Origin of the sequence: Modestobacter versicolor (genome assembly GCF_041028285.1) — a bacterium.
Taxonomy (GTDB): Bacteria; Actinomycetota; Actinomycetes; order Mycobacteriales; family Geodermatophilaceae; genus Modestobacter; species Modestobacter versicolor_A.
The window spans coordinates 136,204-156,486 of record NZ_JABGDB010000008.1 but is presented as its reverse complement, the minus strand read 5'-3'; the positions used below and the strand labels follow the sequence as shown (position 1 = coordinate 156,486).

At 73.9% G+C, this 20,283-nt stretch carries 16 protein-coding genes; 8 read left to right on the top strand and 8 right to left on the bottom strand.

All coding sequences use genetic code 11. The annotated features are described in order from the left end of the window. Positions 1-67: 67 nt before the first annotated feature. Complete coding sequence (locus tag HL054_RS20275) at positions 68-1,339, bottom strand: ABC transporter substrate-binding protein (RefSeq protein ID WP_369140902.1); 1,272 nt, start codon at positions 1,337-1,339, stop codon at positions 68-70. Between the two features lie 246 nt (positions 1,340-1,585). Here HL054_RS20275 and HL054_RS20270 point away from each other — a divergent pair, with 246 nt between their 5' ends. The 6 genes from HL054_RS20270 to HL054_RS20245 all read left to right on the top strand — a co-directional run bounded on the left by HL054_RS20270 (position 1,586) and on the right by HL054_RS20245 (position 9,094). Then, positions 1,586-2,614, top strand: coding sequence for a LacI family DNA-binding transcriptional regulator (locus HL054_RS20270; protein ID WP_369140901.1), 1,029 nt, complete (start codon positions 1,586-1,588; stop codon positions 2,612-2,614). A gap of 122 nt (positions 2,615-2,736) precedes the next feature. After that, the gene (locus HL054_RS20265; protein WP_369140900.1) at positions 2,737-4,335 is read left to right on the top strand and encodes a circularly permuted type 2 ATP-grasp protein; all 1,599 of its coding nucleotides are present in this window, start codon (positions 2,737-2,739) and stop codon (positions 4,333-4,335) included. Continuing rightward, positions 4,329-5,279 carry an alpha-E domain-containing protein gene (locus HL054_RS20260; protein WP_369140899.1) on the top strand — a complete coding sequence of 317 codons (951 nt, stop codon included), beginning with the start codon at positions 4,329-4,331 and terminating at the stop codon, positions 5,277-5,279. Before HL054_RS20265 ends, HL054_RS20260 begins: the two co-directional genes overlap by 7 nt. A gap of 4 nt (positions 5,280-5,283) precedes the next feature. Then, complete coding sequence (locus tag HL054_RS20255; protein WP_369140898.1) at positions 5,284-6,216, top strand: transglutaminase family protein; 933 nt, start codon at positions 5,284-5,286, stop codon at positions 6,214-6,216. Between the two features lie 32 nt (positions 6,217-6,248). Then, entirely contained in the window at positions 6,249-8,105 is a 1,857-nt protein-coding gene (locus HL054_RS20250) for an ABC-F family ATP-binding cassette domain-containing protein (protein ID WP_369140897.1), read from the top strand. Positions 8,106-8,137: 32 nt separating this feature from the next. Next, positions 8,138-9,094, top strand: a complete 957-nt coding sequence (locus tag HL054_RS20245) for a serine hydrolase (RefSeq protein WP_369140896.1) — start codon at positions 8,138-8,140, stop codon at positions 9,092-9,094. A 22-nt stretch (positions 9,095-9,116) separates the two neighbouring features. Here the strand turns inward: HL054_RS20245 and leuA are convergent, their stop codons facing one another. From leuA to HL054_RS20230, 3 genes are all read right to left on the bottom strand, one after another. Beyond that, positions 9,117-10,850, bottom strand: coding sequence for a 2-isopropylmalate synthase (leuA, locus tag HL054_RS20240; RefSeq protein ID WP_440347958.1), 1,734 nt, complete (start codon positions 10,848-10,850; stop codon positions 9,117-9,119). 158 nt (positions 10,851-11,008) lie between these two features. Further along, positions 11,009-11,641, bottom strand: coding sequence for a helix-turn-helix domain-containing protein (locus HL054_RS20235; RefSeq protein WP_369140895.1), 633 nt, complete (start codon positions 11,639-11,641; stop codon positions 11,009-11,011). Between the two features lie 662 nt (positions 11,642-12,303). Beyond that, the gene (locus HL054_RS20230) at positions 12,304-13,908 is read right to left on the bottom strand and encodes a phospholipase D family protein (RefSeq protein ID WP_369140894.1); all 1,605 of its coding nucleotides are present in this window, start codon (positions 13,906-13,908) and stop codon (positions 12,304-12,306) included. Between the two features lie 90 nt (positions 13,909-13,998). Between HL054_RS20230 and HL054_RS20225 the strand changes: the two genes are divergently transcribed. Next, positions 13,999-15,264: an aspartate kinase gene (locus HL054_RS20225; RefSeq protein WP_369140893.1), complete on the top strand. Its 1,266-nt coding sequence runs from the start codon at positions 13,999-14,001 to the stop codon at positions 15,262-15,264. After that, positions 15,261-16,292 carry an aspartate-semialdehyde dehydrogenase gene (locus HL054_RS20220; RefSeq protein WP_369140892.1) on the top strand — a complete coding sequence of 344 codons (1,032 nt, stop codon included), beginning with the start codon at positions 15,261-15,263 and terminating at the stop codon, positions 16,290-16,292. The genes HL054_RS20225 and HL054_RS20220 overlap by 4 nt, the downstream gene beginning before the upstream one ends. 16 nt (positions 16,293-16,308) lie before the next feature. On the opposite strand, the gene HL054_RS20215 is transcribed toward HL054_RS20220, so the two are convergent. Genes HL054_RS20215 through HL054_RS20200 form a run of 4 tightly spaced genes read right to left on the bottom strand, consistent with a single transcriptional unit; the run spans position 16,309 to position 20,261 of the window. Continuing rightward, positions 16,309-17,121: an ABC transporter ATP-binding protein gene (locus tag HL054_RS20215; RefSeq protein WP_369140890.1), complete on the bottom strand. Its 813-nt coding sequence runs from the start codon at positions 17,119-17,121 to the stop codon at positions 16,309-16,311. Between the two features lie 22 nt (positions 17,122-17,143). Continuing rightward, entirely contained in the window at positions 17,144-18,196 is a 1,053-nt protein-coding gene (locus tag HL054_RS20210; RefSeq protein WP_369140888.1) for a FecCD family ABC transporter permease, read from the bottom strand. Further along, positions 18,193-19,236, bottom strand: coding sequence for a FecCD family ABC transporter permease (locus tag HL054_RS20205; protein ID WP_369140887.1), 1,044 nt, complete (start codon positions 19,234-19,236; stop codon positions 18,193-18,195). Before HL054_RS20205 ends, HL054_RS20210 begins: the two co-directional genes overlap by 4 nt. After that, the gene (locus HL054_RS20200) at positions 19,233-20,261 is read right to left on the bottom strand and encodes an iron-siderophore ABC transporter substrate-binding protein (protein ID WP_369140886.1); all 1,029 of its coding nucleotides are present in this window, start codon (positions 20,259-20,261) and stop codon (positions 19,233-19,235) included. The genes HL054_RS20205 and HL054_RS20200 overlap by 4 nt, the downstream gene beginning before the upstream one ends. Between the last annotated feature and the right edge of the window lie 22 nt (positions 20,262-20,283).

Here is a 20,283-nt window from a genome sequence, read left to right as displayed (position 1 = left end):
CGGTGCAGGTGCCCGGGAGCGGGAGACGCTCCCGGGCACCGCGTCCGGGGGTGCGCTGAGCCGGGGCTCAGCCGCCGATGGCCTGCTCCGAGGCCTTGAGTGCGTCCTGGAAGGCGTCGTCCGGGCTGGTGCCGCTCGAGGCGATGTCCGTCAGCGCGGTGGTGAAGGCCTCCTGGATCTGGGTGTCGTACGGACCGATCGGGGTGCGGCGGATGCCGTCCGCGGCCTGACCGAAGATCTGGCCGGTGGGGGCGCCGCTGAAGTACTCGTCCACGGCGTCCTTGACCTGCGGGTCCTCGGCAGCCGGCGGGCTGGAGGGGAAGTGCGCCGTCTCGGTGAACAGCTTGATCTGCTGTTCGGGGGCGGTCAGCCACTCGGCGAGGTCCTTGGCGGCCTCGACGTTCTCGCCCTCCTTGGGGACGCCGAGGAACGAGCCGCCCCAGTTGGACGCGGACTCGCTGGACCCGGGCAGCGGGGCGATGTCCCACAGGCCGGCGCCCTCCTCGCCCATCTGGGAGCTGATGTAGCCGAGCATCCAGGCGGGGCAGGCGATGGTGGCGAACGCGCCGTTGGAGAAGGCCGCGTTCCACTCGTCACCGAACTGCGACAGGTTGGCGGTCAGGCCCTCCTCGGCGGCCTGGCTGGCGTAGCCCCACGCCGTCTCCACGCCGTCGCTCTCCTCGAGCGCCGGGTTGCCGTCCTCGTCGTTGTAGGCCATGTCGCCCTGGTAGACCGACGAGGAGAAGATGCTGGCGGGGCTGTCGAGGAAGGCCGCGCCGGCCGTGGTCTTGTACTGGCGGGCGGTCTCCAGGTACGCGTCCCAGGTCGGCCACAGCCCGGCCACCCCGGCGCGGTCGGTGGGCAGCCCGGCCTGCTGGAACAGGTCCTTGCGGAAGCACATGGCCTGCGGGCCGGCGTCGGTGCCCAGGGCGATGGTGGCGCCGTCCTGGGTGGAGGCCTGGCCCCACTTCCAGTCGTAGAAGTTGCCCTCGAGCTCGTCGGCGTTGTCCTCCGCGGCCCAGTCGACGAAGGCGTCGGAGTGGTTGGTGACGACGTCGGAGATGAAGCCGATCTCCAGCGCCTGGATGTCGTCGAGGCCCGAACCGGCGGCCAGCCGGGTCTGCAGCGACTTGTAGTAGGCCGCCGACTGGGCGATGTTGTTCTGCTCGATCGTCACGTTCGGGTGGAGCTTCATGTACTCGTCGTAGAGACCGGCGTTGTCGAAGTCCATGGTGCCGAAGGTGCCGACCGTCAGGGTGACGGGGGCGTCCGGGTCGTAGTCGGCCGCAGCCTCTGCGCTGTCGTCCGAACCACCGCACGCGGCGGTCGTGAGGAGCACGGCGAGCGCCGCTCCTGCTGCCGCACTGCGCCTCGAGGAAGAGAACAAGCTGACCTCCTGGGTCTCCCGGGACGGGTGCACCACTGCACCGTCCACCGGGGGCGTGAGAACGCTCTCACGGCCGTGGCGCACAGAGTGGTCTGGACCACAGTTGGCTGTCAAGTAACGGCTCGGTAACGGTCAGGGGCTGTGCGGGAGCGCTCTCACGGTGCACCATGGGGACCTGCCCCCGAGCACTGGAGACGCATGACCGACACGAGCACCCGGCCGTTGCTGCCGACGCTGGACGCGGTGGCCGTGCTCGCCGGGGTCTCCCGGGCGACGGTCTCCCGGGTCATCAACGACTCCCCGCGGGTCAGCCCGGAGGCGCGCGAGGCGGTCCTCTCGGCCGTCGCGGAGCTGCGCTACGTGCCCAACCGGATGGCCCGCAGCCTGGTCACCCGGCGCACCGACACCATCGCGCTGGTGCTCAACGAGCCCAACACCCAGGTCTTCTCCGACCCGTTCTTCGCCAGCATCGTGCGGGGGGTGTCGGCCACGCTCGCCGACACCGACCTCAACCTGGTGCTGCTGACCGCCCGTGACGAGCGGGAGCAGCAGAAGGTCGGCCGCTACGCCCGGCAGGGTCACGTGGACGGCGTGATCCTGATGTCGGTGCACAGCGAGGACCCGCTGCCGGACCTGCTGGCCGAGGCCGGGGTGCCGCTCGTGCTGTGCGGCCGCCCGTTCGGCGACCGCCCGGTGGCCTTCGTCGACGCCGACAACCGGGGCGGGGCGGCGGAGGCCACCGCGCACCTGGCCGGCCTCGGCCGCCGCCGGATCGCCACGGTCACCGGCCCGCTGGACATGATCGCCGGTGTCGACCGGCACGCCGGCCACCTCGAGGCGCTGACCGCGGCCGGGTTGCCGCACCGGCCCGAGCTGGTCGCCGAGGGCGACTTCACGGTGGCCGGCGGCGAGCGGGCGATGGAGCAGCTGCTGGCCCGCGAGCCCGACCTCGACGCGGTGTTCGTCGCCTCCGACCCGATGGCCTTCGGGGTCCTGCGGGCGCTGCGCGCCGCCGGTCGCCGGGTGCCCGAGGACGTCGCGGTGGTCGGCTTCGACGACGCCGCCGTCGCCCAGGTCTGCGACCCGCCGCTGACGACGATCGCCCAGCCGCTGGCGGACATGACGCCACTGCTCACCGAGCTGCTGCTGCGCCAGATCGAGGGCGTCGCCGGGCCCGCGGAGTCCCGGGTCTGCCGCACCCACCTGGTCCGCCGCGCCTCGGCCTGAACAAGGACCCCGTCGCCCCCCACCACTCGCAGGCTCGTGGTGGGCCCCTGCGACGGGGCCGTTCCACCGGGTCGCCAGGACGTCGAAACGCGCGGGACACACGTCGTGTCTAGGTTCGACGCATGGCGGACCTCTTCGACGGCTACCCGCTCGGGCAGCAGTGGGACGAGATGTTCGCGGCGCCGTCCCAGCCGCGTCCCCCGTACACCGGTCTGTTCAGCTCGCTGCAGCCGATGTCGGGGGAGGAGCTGGCCGCGCGGGCCGACGTCCTCTCGCAGACCTACCGCGACGCGGGGGTGACCTTCGCCCACGCGGGTGAGGAGCAGCCCTTCCCGCTCGACATCGTCCCCCGGGTGATCGGCCACGAGGAGTGGGCGCTCATCGAGCGCGGGCTGGCCCAGCGGGTGCACGCCCTCGAGGCGTTCCTGGCCGACGTCTACGGCGCCGGGCAGGTGTTCGCCGACGGCGTCGTGCCGCGCAGCGTGGTCACCACCAGCGCGCACTTCCACCGCGCCGCGCACGGGCTGGTGCCGCCCAACGGCGTCCGGGTGCACGTCTCGGGCATCGACCTGGTGCGCGACGAGGCCGGCGACTTCCGGGTGCTCGAGGACAACCTGCGTTCGCCGTCGGGCGTCAGCTACGTGATCACCAACCGGGCCGCGATGAGCCAGGTGCTGCCCGAGCTGTTCGGCGACCACCGGGTGCAGCCGGTGAGCGACTACCCGAGCAAGCTGCTGGCCGCGCTCAAGGCCTCCGCGCCGACCGGCATCGCCGACCCGACCGTCGTCCTGCTCACCCCGGGCGTCTACAACTCCGCGTACTTCGAGCACGCGCTGCTGGCCCGGCAGATGGGCGTCGAGCTGGTCGAGGGGCGCGACCTGGTCTGCTCCGGCGGCCAGGTCAGCATGCGGACGACGGACGGGCAGCAGCGCGTCGACGTCATCTACCGCCGCATCGACGACGAGTTCCTCGACCCGGTGCACTTCCGGTCCGACTCGGTGATCGGCTGCGCCGGGGTGCTCAACGCCGCCCGGGCCGGCCGGGTCACCATCGCCAACGCGGTGGGCAACGGCGTGGCCGACGACAAGCTGCTCTACACCTGGGTGCCCGACCTCATCCGCTACCACCTGGGCGAGGAGCCCATCCTGCAGAACGCCGACACCTACCGGCTGGACGACCGGGACACCGTCGAGTGGGTGCTGGCCTCGCTGGACCAGCTGGTGCTCAAGCCGGTCGACGGCTCCGGCGGCAAGGGGATCGTCATCGGCCCGCGGGCCGACGAGCGCACGCTGGAGGAGCTCGCGGTCAAGGTGCGCGCGGCGCCGCGGGACTGGATCGCGCAGAAGCCGATCGGGCTGTCGACGTCCCCGACGCTGATCAACGGCCGGATCGCCCCGCGGCACGTCGACCTGCGGCCGTTCGCGGTGAACGACGGCTCCGACGTCTGGGTGCTGCCCGGCGGGCTGACCCGGGTGGCGCTCCCCGAGGGCGAGCTGGTCGTGAACTCCAGCCAGGGCGGGGGGTCGAAGGACACCTGGGTGATCAGCCCGCCCCGGCCGGCCGTCGAGCCGGAGCCCGAGCAGGACGTCACCCGGATCGAGTTCACCACCGCCGACCTGCCCGCCGAGCCGCCCGCCCAGGACCCCGGCCCGCCCAACGACAACGCCCTGGCCCAGTCCCAGCAGCAGCAGCAATCGGTCGGCGGTGGTCTCCCGTGCTGAGCCGGATCGCGGAGTCGCTGTTCTGGATCGGCCGGTACGTGGAGCGGGCCGACGACACCGCCCGCATCCTCGACGTGCACACCCAGCGGCTGGTCGAGGACCCGTGGATCGACGAGCGCCGGGCCTGCGCGAACCTGCTGGCGCTGATGGGCGCGCCGTGCCCGGAGGACGAGGCCGACACCGAGCGGGTGCTGGCCACGCTGGCCTTCGACCGGTCCAGCCCGAGCTCCATCACCGGCGCGCTGTCGGCGGCCCGGGAGAACGCCCGCGGTGCCCGCGAGGTGCTGTCGGCGGAGATCTGGGAGTCGCTCAACGTCACCCACAACGCGCTGCCGCAGCAGCGCACGATGGCCCGCCGGTACGGCCCGCACTCGCTGTTCCGGTTCGTCCGGGAGCGGTCGGCGATGGTGTTCGGCCTGGCCGACGCCACGATGAGCCGTGACGAGAGCTGGCTGTTCCTCATCCTCGGCCGCTCGCTGGAGCGGGTGGACATGACCGCCCGGATGCTGTCGACCCGCGTGCTGGCCGGCGACGCCGCGCCGTCCTGGACGCTGGTGCTGCGCTCCACCGGGGCCTACGAGCCCTACCTGCGCACCTACCGCGGGGCGGTGAACTCCAGCCGGGCCGCCGAGTTCCTGCTGCTGGACCGGCTCTTCCCGCGGTCGGTGTTCGCCGCGCTGGAGCAGGCCGAGGGGTGCCTGGCCGAGCTGGAGCGGGCGAACGTCCGGGAGGGGCACCGGATCGGCGTGGCCGGGGAGGCGCACCGGATCGTCGGCCGGGCCCGCACCATGCTCGAGTTCATGCAGACCGACGAGATCCTGGCGAAGCTGCCGACCCGCCTGGACGAGCTGCAGCGCACCTGCTCGCTGGCCAGCGAGGCGGTCACCAACCGGTTCTTCACCGAGCAGGCACCGCAGATCTGGGTGCCGGAGAGCGTGGGCTGACCGCGTGTCCCAGTCGCAGAGCCAGTCCTCGTCCCCGGCGCGCACCCAGTCGCAGACCCAGGCGCCGGCCGCCGGCCCGGCCCGGGTGCCCAGCGACCGGTGGCGGCTGCAGGTCGTGCACCGCACCGAGTTCCGCTACGGCGGGCCGGTCCGCTCGTCGTACAACGAGGCCCGGATGACCCCGGAGAACAGCGGCCGGCAGACCACGCTGCGCTCCCGGGTGGAGATCGAGCCGTCGGCGTCGGTGCACGCCTACCGCGACTACTGGGGCTCGACGGTCACCGCCTTCGACACCCACGGCCCGCACACCGAGCTGGTGGTCAAGGCGACCTCGGTGGTCGAGGCCGGGCCCGAGTCGCACGTCCCCGAGGCCGTGGCGTGGGCCGACCTCGCCGCGCCGGACGTGCAGGACCGGTTCGGGGAGTTCCTCCGCCCCTCCCGGCTCACGGCGATGGACGACGCCGTGGTGCAGCAGGTGCGCGCCGTCGTCGGCGACGCCGGCCCGCGGGAGGCCGGCCAGCTGGTCTGCCGGTTCGTGTACGAGCAGATCGAGTACCTGACCGGCTCGACGAACGTGAAGACCAACGCCATGCAGGCCTGGGAGAAGGGCAAGGGCGTCTGCCAGGACATCTCGCACGTCTCCGTCGGGCTGCTGCGGGCCCTGGGCCTGCCGGCCCGCTACGTCTCGGGCTACCTGCACCCGAAGCCGTCGGCCGGCATCGGCCAGGCGGTCACCGGGGAGAGCCACGCCTGGGTCGAGTGGTGGGACGGCGGCTGGTCCGGCTTCGACCCGACCAACGTCGTGGAGATCGGCCCCCGGCACGTGACGCTGGCCCGGGGACGGGACTACTCCGACGTCCCGCCGCTCAAGGGCATCTTCTCCGGCCCGAAGAGCGAGGGGTCCTCGGTGACCGTCGAGGTCACCCGCCTGGCCTAGCCGCTGCGCCCACCTGGGATGCTGGGACACCTATGAGCGCCCCGCTGAACCTGGTCAACATCGAGCGGGTGTCCAAGGCCCACGGCACCACCGTCATCCTCGACGACGTCTCCCTCGGCGTGGCCGCCGGTGAGCGGATCGGCGTCGTCGGCCGGAACGGTGGTGGCAAGTCGACGCTGCTCGGGGTGCTCACCGGCACCCAGGAGCCCGACGCCGGCCGGGTCACCCGCCGCAGCGACCTCGCCATGGGCGTCCTGGACCAGACCGGCACGCTGCCGCCCGGGGCGACCGTGCGCGACGTCGTCCTGCCGGCGTCCCGGTTCGCCGCCGAGCACGAGTGGGCCGGTGACGCCGCCGTCCGCTCGGTGCTGACCGGCCTGGAGCTCGACCGGCTCGGCCTGGACTCCCCGGTCGCCCCGATGTCGGGTGGGGAGCGCCGCCGGGTCGCCCTGGCCGCCCAGCTGATCCGGCCGCTGGACCTGCTGGTGCTCGACGAGCCGACCAACCACCTCGACGTCGAGGGCGTGGCCTGGCTCGCGGAGTACGTGCGCCAGCGCGCCGGCGGCATGGTCGTCGTCACCCACGACCGGTGGTTCCTCGACGAGGTCTGCACGACGACGTGGGAGGTCGCCGACGGCAGCGTGCACGCCTACGACGGCGGCTACTCGGCCTACACGCTGGCCCGCGCCGAGCGCGCCCGGATCGCGTCGGTGACCGAGGACCGGCGGCTGAACCTGGTGCGCAAGGAGCTGGCCTGGCTGCGCCGCGGCCCGCCGGCGCGCACCAGCAAGCCGAAGTTCCGGATCGAGGCGGCGCAGGCGCTGATCGCCGACGAGCCGCCGGCCCGGGACACGATGGCGCTGGCCGGGTTCGCCGCGCGGCGGCTCGGCAAGAGCGTCTACGACGTCGAGGACGTCAGCTACACCGTGCACGGGCGGGGTGCGGTGGACGACGCCGACGACCCGGCCGGTCCCGCCGACCCGGACGGTCCCCGCGACCGCACGCTGTTCCGCGACCTCACCTGGCACGTCGGACCGGGCGACCGGATCGGCATCGTCGGGGTCAACGGCGCGGGCAAGACCTCGCTGCTCAAGCTGCTGGTCGGGGAGGTGCAGCCGGACGCCGGCCGGGTGGTCGTCGGCCAGACGGTCGCGCCGGCCTACCTGTCCCAGCACGTCACCGAGCTGCCGCCGCGGTCCCGGGTGCTCGAGGCGGTGCAGGACGTCGCCCGGATCGCCCGGATCGGCAACCAGGAGATCTCGGCGTCCACGCTGGCCGAGCGGTTCGGCTTCGCCGCTAACCGGCAGTGGACGCCGGTGGGCGACCTGTCCGGCGGTGAGCGCCGGCGGCTGCAGCTGCTCCGGCTGCTGATGGCCGAGCCCAACGTGCTGCTGCTGGACGAGCCGACCAACGACCTGGACATCGACACGCTCACCGCGCTGGAGGACCTGCTCGACAGCTTCCCCGGCACGGTCCTGGTGGTCAGCCACGACCGCTACTTCGTCGACCGGGTCTGCGACTCGGTGGTCGCCCTGATGGGCGACGGGTCGCTGGCCGCGCTGCCCGGCGGGGTGGAGGAGTACCTGCGCCGCCGGGCGGCCGGTGAGGCGACGCTGCCCTCGGGCGGGCCGGTGCCAGCGCTGGGCAGCTCCGCCCAGCCCACCCGCAGCGCTGCGGACGTCCGGGCGGCGCGCAAGGAGGCCACCCGGCTGGAGCGGCGGATGCTCCGGCTGGACGCCGACGAGAAGGCGCTGCACGAGCAGCTCGCCGCGGCGGCCGCCGACTACGGCCGGGCGGCAGAGCTCGACGCGCAGCTGCGGGCGCTGCAGGCGGAGAAGGAGCAGGTCGAGGCTGAGTGGCTGGAGGCGGCGGAGGTCGCCGACAGCTGATCTGGTGGCGCACGGCCGGATCGAGGACGATCATGGCCCCCGTGGCGGTCGCCGGTCCTGCGTACCGGCACCCCCGCCTGCGCGCGCTGGGCTCCGGCGCCGCCCGCCGGCTGGTCGGCGCGGTCCTCACCGGTGCCCTGGTCGCCGGGCTCCTGGTCGGGCCGGTGCTGTGCTGGAGCAGTTCGGCGCAGGCCATCGCCCGGTCCGACGTCGTCGACGTGGTCCCCCGCGTGCTGCGCGAGGACGTGGCCGCCGCGCTGCCGGTGCGGGTGGTCGACGTGCCGGCGGTGCAGGGCGGGGTGGCGGCGGTCGCGGCCGCCGCGACGGCCTCCGTGGGCGCCGTCGTCCTCGACCCGCAGGGCCGCTCCCTGCTGGAGACGTCCGACGCCGACCGGCCGGTGTCGTCGGCCTCGCTGGTGAAGCTGCTGGTCGTGCAGCAGCTGCTCGCCCGCGCCGGGCCGGCCGGCTGGGACGCCGCCACCGCGCGCCGGCTGGAGCGCGCCATCACCGTCTCCGACGACGGGGCGATGAACGTGCTGTGGACCACCTACGACGGGCCGGCCCTGGTCCGTGCCGCGGTCGCCCAGTTCGGGTTGACCGCGACGGCGCCACCCGCCGAGGCCGGGCAGTGGGGGCAGGCGACGACGTCGGCGTCCGACGTCGCCCGGTTCCTGTCCGCGCTCGCCGCCACCCCCGGCGCCACGGACGCCGCGACCCTGCTGACCTGGATGCGGCAGGCCGCCCCCACCGGCGCCGACGGCTTCGACCAGACGTTCGGGCTGCTGTCCGGCGCCGGCGGCGCCGGGGTGGCGGCCAAGCAGGGCTGGATGTGCTGCGTGGACGGCCGCCGTCAGCTGCACTCGGCCGGCGTGCTGGACGACGGCCGGGTGGTCGTCGTGCTGGCGGAGGCGTCCGCCGCCCGGCCGTGGGACGTCGTCGGCGACGTGGTCGACCGGGCCACCACGGTGCTGGTGGAGGGCACCCGCTGAACCGGGCGGGTGCCCTCCGCCGTCAGCGCTCCGCGCGGTTGACCGCGGAGATGATCGCCCGCAGCGAGGCGGTCACGATGTTCTCGTCGATCCCGACGCCCCACAGCACGCGCTCGCCTACCGCGCACTCCACGTAGGAGGCCGCCCGGGCGTCACCACCGGCGGAGAGCGCGTGCTCGGCGTAGTCGAGCACCCGGACGTCGACGTCCAGGCTGCGCAGCGCGTCGACGAAGGCGGCGATCGGGCCGTTGCCGCGGCCGTGCACGGTCGTCGGCACGCCCCGGTCGACCAGCTCGACGCGGATCTCGTCAGGGGCGCCGCCCGGCGCGGTGTGCTCGTGCCCGGAGAGCTCGAACCGGCCCCAGGACGCGATCGGGTCGGGCAGGTACTCGCTGCTGAAGGCCGACCACATCTGCTGGGCGGTCACCTCGCCGCCCTCGTCGTCGGTGTGCCGCTGGATGACCGCGCTGAACTCGATCTGCAGCCGGCGGGGCAGGTCCAGCTGGTTCTCGGTCTTCATGATGTAGGCGACGCCGCCCTTGCCGGACTGGCTGTTCACCCGGATCACGGCCTCGTAGCTGCGGCCGACGTCCTTGGGGTCGATCGGCAGGTACGGCACCGCCCACGGGATCTCGTCGACGGTCTTCCCGGCGGCCTCGGCGTCGGCGGCCATCGCCGCGAAGCCCTTGTTGATCGCGTCCTGGTGGGAGCCGGAGAAGGCGGTGTAGACCAGGTCGCCGCCGTAGGGGTGCCGCTCGTGCACGCCCAGCTGGTTGCAGTACTCGACGGTGCGGCGGATGTCGTCGATGTCGGAGAAGTCGATCTGCGGGTCGATGCCCTGGCTGAACAGGTTCAGGCCGAGGGTGACCAGGTCGACGTTGCCGGTGCGCTCGCCGTTGCCGAACAGGCAGCCCTCGATGCGGTCGGCGCCGGCGCGGTGGCCCAGCTCGGCGGCGGCGACCGCGGTGCCCCGGTCGTTGTGCGGGTGCAGGGACAGCACGACGGCGTCCCGGCGGCCCAGGTTGCGGTGCATCCACTCGATCTGGTCGGCGTAGACGGTCGGCTCGGCCATCTCCACGGTCGCCGGCAGGTTGAGGATCGTCGGCCGGTCGACGGTCGGCTCCCACACGTCGGTGACGGCGTTGCAGACCTCGACGGCGAACTCCAGCTCGGTGCCGGTGAACGACTCGGGGGAGTACTCGAACCGGACCTCGGTGTCGCCCATCTGCTCGGCCAGCTTGCGCACCAGCTGCGCGCCGTGGACGGCGATGTCGGTGATGCCCGCGCGGTCCTGGCCGAAGACGACCCGCCGCTGCAGCGTCGAGGTGGAGTTGTAGAGGTGCACGATCGCCTGCTTGGCGCCGCGCAGCGACTCGTAGGTGCGCTCGATCAGCTCGTCGCGGGCCTGGGTCAGCACCTGGACGGTGACGTCGTCGGGGATCAGGTCGTCCTCGACCAGCAGCCGGACGAAGTCGTAGTCGGTCTGGCTGGCGGCCGGGAAGCCGACCTCGATCTCCTTGTAGCCCATCCGGACGAGCAGCTCGAACATGCGCCGCTTGCGCTCGGGGGTCATCGGGTCGATCAGCGCCTGGTTGCCGTCGCGCAGGTCGACCGCGCACCAGCGGGGCGCGGAGGTGGTGGTCGTCTCCGGCCAGGTGCGGTCGGGCAGCGGCACCGGCGTGAACGGCGAGTACTTGCCGATCGGCATCGGCGAGGGCTGCTGGGGGTTGCGGGCGTGCGGGTGGTTCTCGGACATGGGAGGGCTCCTCTTGCGGGCTGCGTACAGCTCCGGGATGCGGTCAGCTGGCGCCCGGGGACGCGCGATCACCGCGGCGAGGGAGCCGACCTAGGAGAGGGCCTCGCCGCGGCTGATAAGCAGGAGGCTGCCGCGCACACGGTCACGGTAGCAGCGGGTCAGGCCAAGTCGCACCGGCACGTGCAGGTGTTCGCGTGCGGCAGGTCCCGGCCGAGGTCCTCCACCTCGTCGCACGCTGCCGGGCACCAGCAGTGGAACGGGTCCGGCGACGGATCGGGCCCCTGCTCGGCCGACCGGGTCCGCCAGGCATCCGCCGCGCGACGCCGGGCCTCGTCCCGTCTCGCTGCGGCCCGCTCGGCCAGGGAGTCCCCGGCCGTCGGCGCGTGGTGCTCCTCGGGCACGGCGTCGCCGCGGCGCCGGTCCCGCAGGCGGCGGTCGAGGTCGAAGGTGTAGCGCGGCTGCCGGGTGCGCGGTCGGTGCTCGCCGCCCCACCAGCGCTCGTCGCCGTGCCGGGTGTCCAGGTGGGCCGGGAACAGCCGGTCGGCCGCGTCCCGGACGGCGTCGAGGTCCATCGGTGCCAGCTCCGCTCCGTCGGCGCCGAGGACCGCGACCCGGGCGCCCGCGGCGCCGGCCAGCCGGGCGAACACGGTGACCGGGAGGTCGCGGCTGCCCGCCTCGGCCGCGGCGAGGGTCGCCTTCGGCACGCCCGCACGGCCGGCGAGCTCCCGCTGGGAGCAGTCGCCGTCGCGGCGGAGGCGGCGCAGCAGCCCGGGCAGGGGGAAGGCGTCCACGGGGACAGCGTCGGCCACCCGGCGGTCCGCCGGGGCGCGCCCCCGCCGGCTGTGGACGCGACCCCGCTGTCCACAGCCGCCCGCCGGCAGGTGGGGGTCAGGCGAGTAGAGCCCTGCCCACAGGTGTGGGCAGGGCTCTACTCGTGGGAGGTGCGGGTGGTGGCCCGGCGGTCCTGGTGGCCCGGCGGTCCTGGTGGCCCGGCGGTCCTGGTGGCCCGGCGGTCCTGGTGGCCCGGCGGTCCTGGTGGCCCGGCGGTCCTGGTGGCCCGGCGGTCCTGGTGGCCCGGCGGTCCTGGTGGCCTGGCGGTCCTGGTGGCCTGGCGGTCCTGGTGGCCTGGCGGTCCTGGTGGCCTGGCGGTCCTGGTGGCCCGGCGGTCCTGGTGGCCCGGCGGTCCTGGTGCCCTGGCGGTCCTGGTGCCCTGGCGGTCCTGGTGCCCTGGCGGTCCTGGTGCCCTGGCGGTCCTGGTGCCCTGGCGGTCCTGGTGCCCTGGCGGTCCTGGTGCCCTGGCGGTCCTGGTGCCCTGGCGGTCCTGGTCCCCGGTCGTCCTGGTGCGCCGGTCGCGCTGGGCGGTCCGGTGGCGCTGGGCGGTCCGGTGGCGCTGGGCGGCCCGGTCGTCTGGTCGCGCTGGGCGGCCGGTCGCCCCGTCGCCCGGCGTGCGGGATCAGAACTCGTGGGCGCGGCGGAGGCGGATCGGGCGGCCGTCCGGGTCGTCGATCAGCCGGTAGACCGGCACCGCCCACAGCCGGGTGGCCCGGGACAGCTCCTCGGTCCGGTGCGGCCGCAGCCGGCCCGGCGGGCGCGGGCCGGCCTGCCCGCCGTCGTACCAGGCCTGCAGCTCGGCGGCCGCCCGCTCGACCGCGGCGACGAAGAGCGCCGGGTCCACGAGGTCGTCGTCCTCCGAGCCGTCGGTGGCCCGGTCGAGGTGCTCGCGCGCCAGCTCCAGCCGCAGGTCGCGGGCGAAGGTGCGGGCGCCGTCGCCGTGCCCGGCCGGGTCGCGCGGCTCGCGGGGGTCCAGGGTGGTGTCCAGGACGGCGCTGGACAGCTCGCTGTCGTGGGTCCACGACCGCCGGTTGAAGTTGTCGCTGCCGACGCTGGCCCACACGTCGTCGACCACGCACACCTTCGCGTGCACGTAGACCGGCGTCCCCTCGTGGTTCTCCAGGTCGAACACGTGCACCCGGTCGGGGCCGGCCCGGCGGGCGGTCTGCAGCGCCTGGTGCCGGCCGACGTACTGCGGCCGCTCGGCGACTGCCCCCTCCTGGTCGGGCACCCGCGGCACCACCACGACCAGGTGCAGGTCCGGGTTGTCCCGCAGGGCGGTGGCGAACAGCTCAGCGACCTCCCGGGACCACAGGTACTGGTCCTCCAGGTAGATCAGCCGGCGGGCCCGGCGGACCGCCTTGGAGTACCCGCGCGCCACCGAGCGCTCGCCCTGCTTGGCGAAGTCGAACGCCGGCCACACCTTCGGGTAGGTGCGCAGGGTCTGCACCTGGTGCGGCCCGCACTCCGGCGGGGGCGGCGGCTGGTCGGGCAGCGGCGTCGGGTCCATGTGCGACTTTCCCCGCAGCGCGAGCACCTTGTCGTGCACCCAGGCGACCGGGTTCTCCGAGTCCGGGCTCGTCGAGTCGTCCCAGCGCTCCCGGAACACCGTGTCCAGCACCCCGACGACCGGCCCGCGCAGCTGCAGCTGGACGTCGTGCCACGGCGGTCGCTCGCCGTAGGCCGACGACATCGACTGCGGCTGCGGGTCGCCGCGGTGCTCCGCGTCGTCCCGGCGGGAGTGGCACAGGTCGATGCCGCCGGCGAAGGCGACGTCCTCCTCGGGCCGGCCCACGTGCCGCAGCACCACGAACTTCTGGTGGTGGCTGCCCAGCCGGCGCACCCGCTGGTCGAGCACCACCACGCCGCCGGCCTCCTCGACGGCCGCGTCCAGCGAGGCGTTCTCCTCCTTGCTGAAGTTCAGGCCGTCCCAGTGCGAGCGCCAGATCAGGCCGCGGACGCACACGCCCCGCCGGGCGGCGTCGGCGAAGAGCTCGCCCACGGTCGGCCCCTCGTCGCGCAGCCGCTCGTCCGGGTCGCCCCGCCAGTCGGTGAAGAACAGGTGGTCGCCCGCGGCGAGCCCCTGCACCGCGGTGACCAGCCGGTCGAAGTAGGCCGCGCCGTGCACCAGCGGCTCGGCCAGGTTGCCCGCCGTCCAGGCCGGGATCGCGGTGTCCGGGTTGTCGCGTTCGGCGCAGCTGAGCAGCCAGTCCTCGGCAGGGGTCACCCGGTGATCAAAGCGCCTCCGCAGCGACCTGTGCACCCGTTGCCCGCCGCCTGGCGCAACGGGGCTGGTCGCCGCCGGTAGCCTGGACCCGTGGCCCTGGTGGTACAGAAGTACGGCGGTTCCTCCGTCGCGAACGCCGAGCGCGTCAAGCGCGTGGCCGAGCGCATCGTCGAGGCGAAGAAGAACGGCGACGACGTGGTCGTCGTCGTGTCCGCCATGGGCGACACGACCGACGAGCTGCTCGACCAGGCCAGCCAGATCACCGCCGACCCGCCGGGTCGCGAGCTGGACATGCTGCTGACCGCCGGCGAGCGCATCTCGATGGCGCTGCTGGCGATCGCCATCTCCACCCACGGCTACGAGGCGCGGTCCTTCACCGGCTCCCAGGCCGGGGTGATCACCACCTCGAGCCACGGCAAGGCGCGGATCATCGACGTCACCCCAGGCCGGCTGCGGGACGCCCTCGACGAGGGCTCCATCGTGATCGTCGCCGGGTTCCAGGGCGTCAGCCAGGACACCAAGGACGTGACGACGCTGGGCCGCGGCGGCTCGGACACCACCGCCGTGGCCGTGGCCGCCGCGCTGGGCGCCGACGTCTGCGAGATCTACACCGACGTGGACGGCGTCTTCACCGCCGACCCGCGGATCGTGCCGAACGCCAAGCGGCTGGAGACCGTCACCTACGAGGAGATGCTGGAGCTGGCCGCCTCCGGGGCGAAGGTCCTCATGCTCCGCTGCGTCGAGTACGCCCGCCGGTACGGCATCCCGGTGCACGTCCGCAGCTCCTACTCACAGCTCCCCGGCACGATCGTGGCCGGCTCGATGGAGGACCTCACCGTGGAACAGGCGATCATCACCGGCGTCGCGCACGACCGGAGCGAGGGCAAGATCACCGTCGCCGGTGTGCCCGACCGGCCGGGTGAGGCGGCGCAGATCTTCCGCGTGCTCGCCGACGCCGAGGTCAACATCGACATGATCGTGCAGAACGTCTCCACCGAGGCGAAGCTGACCGACATCTCCTTCACCCTGCCCAAGAGCGACGGCCCGGCCGCCATCGCCGCCCTGGAGCGGGTCAAGCACACCGTCGGCTACACCGGCGTCAGCTTCGACCAGCACATCGGCAAGGTCTCGCTGGTGGGCGCCGGCATGCGCTCGCACCCGGGCGTCTCGGCGAAGTTCTTCGGCGCGCTCGCCGACGCCGGCGTCAACCTCGAGCTGATCAGCACCTCGGAGATCCGCATCTCCGTCGTCTGCCGCGACACCGACGTCGACCTCGCCGTCCGGGCGGTGCACGACGCGTTCGACCTCGGCTCGGAGCAGGCCGAGGCAGTCGTCTACGGAGGGACCGGACGATGAGCCGCCCGCTGCACCTGGGGATCGTCGGCGCGACCGGGCAGGTCGGCGTGGCGATGCGCTCGATCCTGGCCGAGCGCGGCTTCCCGCTGGCCTCGATCCGGTTCTTCGCCTCCGCCCGGTCGGCCGGCAGCACGCTGCCCTGGGGCGACGGGGAGGTCGTCGTCGAGGACGCCGCGACCGCGGACCCCAGCGGGCTGGACGTGGCCCTGTTCTCCGCCGGCGCCACGACCTCGCGGGCCCAGGCGCCCCGGTTCGCCGCGGCCGGCGTCACGGTGATCGACAACAGCTCCGCGTTCCGCCGCGACCCGGCGATCCCGCTCGTCTGCAGCGAGGTCAACCCCGGCGACATCGCGCTGGCCGCCGAGGGCCGGATCATCGCCAACCCGAACTGCACCACCATGGCCGCGATGCCGGTGCTCAAGCCGCTGCACGACGAGGCCCGGCTGACCCGGATCGTGGCCAGCACCTACCAGGCGGTCTCCGGCTCCGGTGTCGCCGGCGTCCGGGAGCTGCACGGGCAGGCCCTCGCCGTCGTGGAGAAGGCCGACGAGCTGGCCTACGACGGGTCGGCCGTGGCCTTCCCCGCGCCGGGGGTCTACGTCGCGCCGATCGCCTTCAACGTGCTGCCGATGGCCGGCTCGGTCGTCGACGACGGGTCCTTCGAGACCGACGAGGAGCAGAAGCTCCGCAACGAGAGCCGCAAGATCCTCGGCATCCCCGACCTGCGGGTCTCCGGCACCTGCGTCCGGGTCCCGGTGTTCACCGGCCACTCGCTGTCGCTGAACGTCGAGTTCGCCGCACCGCTGTCAGTGGCCCGCGCCCGGGAGCTGCTGGCCTCGGCGCCGGGGGTGCAGCTGGTCGACGTCCCCACCCCGCTGCAGGCGGCCGGCCGTGACCCGTCCTACGTGGGCCGGATCCGGCAGGACGGCGACCACGGCCTGGCGCTGTTCGTCTCGAACGACAACCTGCGCAAGGGCGCGGCGCTCAACACCGTCCAGATCGCGGAGCTCATCGCCGCCGCCGGCTGACCGCGCGCCGGCGGGCTCAGCCCGCCGGCGCCGCCACGTGGTGCCGGCCGATCGGCAGCATCAGCGGCCGGCCGGAGATCGGGTCGACCACCACGCGGCTGTCCAGGCCGAACACCGCGCGTACGCACTCCTCGGTGAGCACCTGCTCCGGCGCACCGGTGGCCTGCACCCGGCCGTCGGCCATCGCCACCAGGTGGTCGGCGTAGCGGGCCGCCATGTTCAGGTCGTGCAGCACCATGACGACGGTGGTGCCGCGGGCGCGGTTGAGGTCGGTGAGCAGGTCGAGCACCTCGACCTGGTGGGCCACGTCCAGGAACGTCGTCGGCTCGTCGAGCAGCAGCAGGTCGGTCTGCTGGGCCAGCGCCATCGCGATCCACACCCGCTGGCGCTGCCCGCCGGACAGCTCGTCCACCGCGCGGTCGGCGAGCTCGGTCGTCTGGGTCGCCACCAGCGCCTCGGCGACCGCCACGTCGTCCTCGGTGCGCCACCGGGTGAAGACGCCCTGGTGGGGGTGCCGTCCGCGGCCGACGAGGTCGGCGACGGTGATGCCCTCCGGGGCGATGGGCGACTGCGGCAGCAGGCCCAGCGTGCGGGCCAGCTCCTTGGCCGGCATCCGGTGCACGGCCTTGCCGTCGAGCAGCACCTGGCCCTGCCGCGGGGCGAGCAGCCGGGTCATCGACCGCAGCAGCGTCGACTTGCCGCAGGCGTTCGCGCCGACCACGGCGGTGATCCGTCCGGCGGGCACGACGAGGTCGAGGCCGTCGATGACGGTGCGCTCGCCGTAGCCGAGGGTCAGGCCCTCGGCCGCCAGCGTGTGGTCCGTGGTCACAGTGCTCTCCGTTCGATCCCGCTCACAGCGAGCCGCCGACGCGGTTGGTGCGGACGATCAGGTAGATCAGGTACGGCGCACCCAGCACGCCGGTGATGACGCCGACCGGGAAGCGGGTGCCGAAGGCGAACTGGCCGGCGAGGTCGGCGACGAGCACGAGCAGCGCGCCGACCAGCGCGGCCGGCACCAGCAGCGAGCCGTTCGGCCCGACCACGCGCGCGGCGATCGGGCCGGCGAGGAACGCGACGAAGGCGATCGGCCCGCAGGCCGCGGTGGCGAAGGCGATGACGCCCACCGCCCCGATGATCGCCGCGACCCGGGTGCGCTCCACCCGGACCCCGAGCGCGGACGCCGTGTCGTCGCCGAGCTGGACCGCCGACAACCCCCGGGTCAGGGCCAGCAGCACCGGGCCGAGGACCACCAGGACGACCAGGGCCGGCAGCACCCGCGGCCAGGTGACGCCGTTGAGGCTGCCGTTGAGCCAGCGGCTGGCCTCCTGCAGGTCCCACTGGCCGGCCTTGGACAGCACGTAGGCGATGACGCTGTTGAGCATCGCGGCCATGCCGATGCCGATCAGGATGAACCGGGTGCCCGCCCCGCCGTCCTTGTAGGCGAGCAGGTAGATCAGCAGCGCGACGACGAGGCCGGCGACGATCGCGAACGCCGACACCGCCGTCCCGCCCAGCCCCAGGACGACGATGGCGACGGCTGCCGCCGCGCTCGCGCCGGTGCTGATGCCGATGACGTCGGGGCTGGCGAGCGGGTTGCGGAGCATCGTCTGGAAGGTCACGCCGGACAGCCCGAAGCTGAGGCCGGCGACGACGGCGAGCGTCGCCCGCGGCAGCCGCAGCCGGCCGACCGTGAACGACGCCCCGGGCACGTCCTGGCCCAGCGCGACCCGCAGCACGTCGCCGGGCGGGTAGAAGGTGCGCCCGACCATCAGCGTGACGGCGTACAGGACGACGACCAGCAGCGCGAGCACCAGGACCACCGTGCGCCGCCGGGTCGCGCGGCGACGGCGCCCGCGGGCGACGGCCTCGACGGCGGCGGGGGTGGCGAGCAGCCCGGCGTTCACAGCTCGCGGACCTTCTGCCGGCGGACGATCCACATGAAGAACGGCGCACCGAGCAGCGCGGTGATGATGCCGACGTCGATCTCGCTGGGCCGCGCCACGATCCGCCCCAGCACGTCGGCGGCGGTGAGCAGGCAGGCGCCGGTCAGGGCGGAGAAGGGCAGCAGCCAGCGGTGGTCGACGCCGACCAGCAGCCGGCACAGGTGCGGGACGACGAGCCCGACGAAGCCGATCGGCCCGGCCACCGCGGTCGCGGCGCCGCAGAGCAGGACCGAGCCGCCGGCGGCGACGCCGCGCACCAGGGCCACGCGCTCGCCGAGACCGGCCGCGAGCTCGTCGCCCAGCGCCAGCGAGTTGAGGCTGCGCGCCGACAGCAGGCTGACCACGAGGCCGACGAGGAGGAAGGGCAGCACCTGGCGGAGGCTCTGGTAGCCGGCGCCGCCGACGCCGCCGACCAGCCAGGACTGCACGTTGCCGGCGATGTCGCCGCGGGGCAGCGCGACGGCGGTGATGAACGAGGTGAGCGCGGCGGAGGTGGCCGCACCGGCCAGCGCGAGCTTGAGCGGTGTCGCACCGCCCCGGCCGAGCGACCCGACGGCGTAGACGAACACCGCGGCGAACGCGGCGCCGCCGACGGCGGTCCAGATGATGCTGGTCGCGGTGAACAGCCCGAACCAGGCGAGCCCGACGACCACGGCCAGCGAGGCGCCCATGTTGATGCCGAGCACGCCGGGGTCGGCCAGCGGGTTGCGGGTGACGCCCTGCATGACCGCGCCGGCCAGCCCGAGCGCGGCACCGACGGCCACGGCGAGCAGCGTGCGGGGGATGCGCTTGGCCACGGCGGCCTGCTCGAGGCCCTCGGTCGACCCGCCGAGCGCGGCCACGATGTCGGACCAGCCCACCTCGCGCGAGCCGATCGCCACCGAGGCGGCCAGCAGCAGCACCAGCACGGCGACGACGACCAGCAACCAGGACAACCGGACCGACCCCGGACGCCGCGCGAGGGCGGCGTCCGGGGCCGGGACGGGGGGAGCGGAGGTCACTGCGCCTTGTCAGCTGCCTCTGCGAGCAGGGCGACGTAGTCCTCGAGCACCCAGGAGATCGCCAGCGGGGTCGGGTTGGCGGCGGTGCCCAGCGGGGTGTCCGGCAGCAGCACGATCGCGCCGTTGCGGACCGCGGGGATCTGCGACAGCAGCGGGTCGGCGTTCAGCGAGTCGACCAGCGCCTGGTCGCCGTAGGTGACGATGACGTCGACGTCGTTGAACACGTCGACCTGCTCGGCGCTGACCGTGCCGGAGAACGCCTCGGGGTCGCTGGAGGCCGCCGTGACGCTGGCCGGGGTGGCCAGGCCGAGGTCCTCGAAGAACGCCGAGCGGGTGTCGAAGGGCGTGTAGAAGCTGACCTCGCTGAGGTCGGTGGTGTCGACGTGCGTCATGAACATCGCCGAGGTGCCCTCGAGCTGCGGGTTCGCGGCGACGGTGTCGGCGATCTGCTGCTCGATGTCGGCGACGAGCTCGGCGCCCTCCTCGGCCCGGTTCATGCCGGCGGCGTTGACCTCGATGACGTCGCGCCACGCGGTCGCCCAGGGCGCCTCGGGGTAGGCGACGACCGGCGCGATCTCGCTGAGGGTGTCGTAGTCCTCCTGGGTCAGGCCCGAGTAGGCGGCCAGGATGACGTCGGGCTCGGTGTCGGCGACCGCCTCGAAGTCGATGCCGTCGGTCTCGTCGAAGAGCACCGGCGTCTCGGCGTCCAGCTCCTCGAGCTTCTCCTCGACCCAGGGCAGCAGGCCGTTGCCGTCGTCGTCACCGAAGTTGGCCGCGGCCATGCCGACCGGGACGACGCCCAGCGCCAGCGGTACCTCGTGGTTGGCCCAGTTGACCGTGGCCACGCGCTCGGGCGTCCCCTCGACGGTCGTCGTGCCGAAGGCGTGCTCGATCGTGACCGAGCCGGGGTCGCCGGAGCCCTCGGTGTCGGCCGCGGCGGACGAGGAGTCCGAGCCGCAGGCGGAGAGCGCGCCGGCCAGCAGGGCGGCAGAGGTGAGCGCGACGAGGCGCGGGGCGCGGCGCATGGTGTCCTTCCAGATCAGGTGA

Coding starts and splice junctions, on each gene's coding strand:
- HL054_RS20265 (WP_369140900.1), top strand. CDS start 2,737: ATGGCGGACCTCTTCGACGGCTACCCGCTCGGGCAGCAGTGGGACGAG.
- HL054_RS20250 (WP_369140897.1), top strand. CDS start 6,249: ATGAGCGCCCCGCTGAACCTGGTCAACATCGAGCGGGTGTCCAAGGCC.
- HL054_RS20245 (WP_369140896.1), top strand. CDS start 8,138: ATGGCCCCCGTGGCGGTCGCCGGTCCTGCGTACCGGCACCCCCGCCTG.
- HL054_RS20200 (WP_369140886.1), bottom strand. CDS start 20,261: ATGCGCCGCGCCCCGCGCCTCGTCGCGCTCACCTCTGCCGCCCTGCTG.
- HL054_RS20270 (WP_369140901.1), top strand. CDS start 1,586: ATGACCGACACGAGCACCCGGCCGTTGCTGCCGACGCTGGACGCGGTG.
- leuA (WP_440347958.1), bottom strand. CDS start 10,850: ATGTCCGAGAACCACCCGCACGCCCGCAACCCCCAGCAGCCCTCGCCG.
- HL054_RS20220 (WP_369140892.1), top strand. CDS start 15,261: ATGAGCCGCCCGCTGCACCTGGGGATCGTCGGCGCGACCGGGCAGGTC.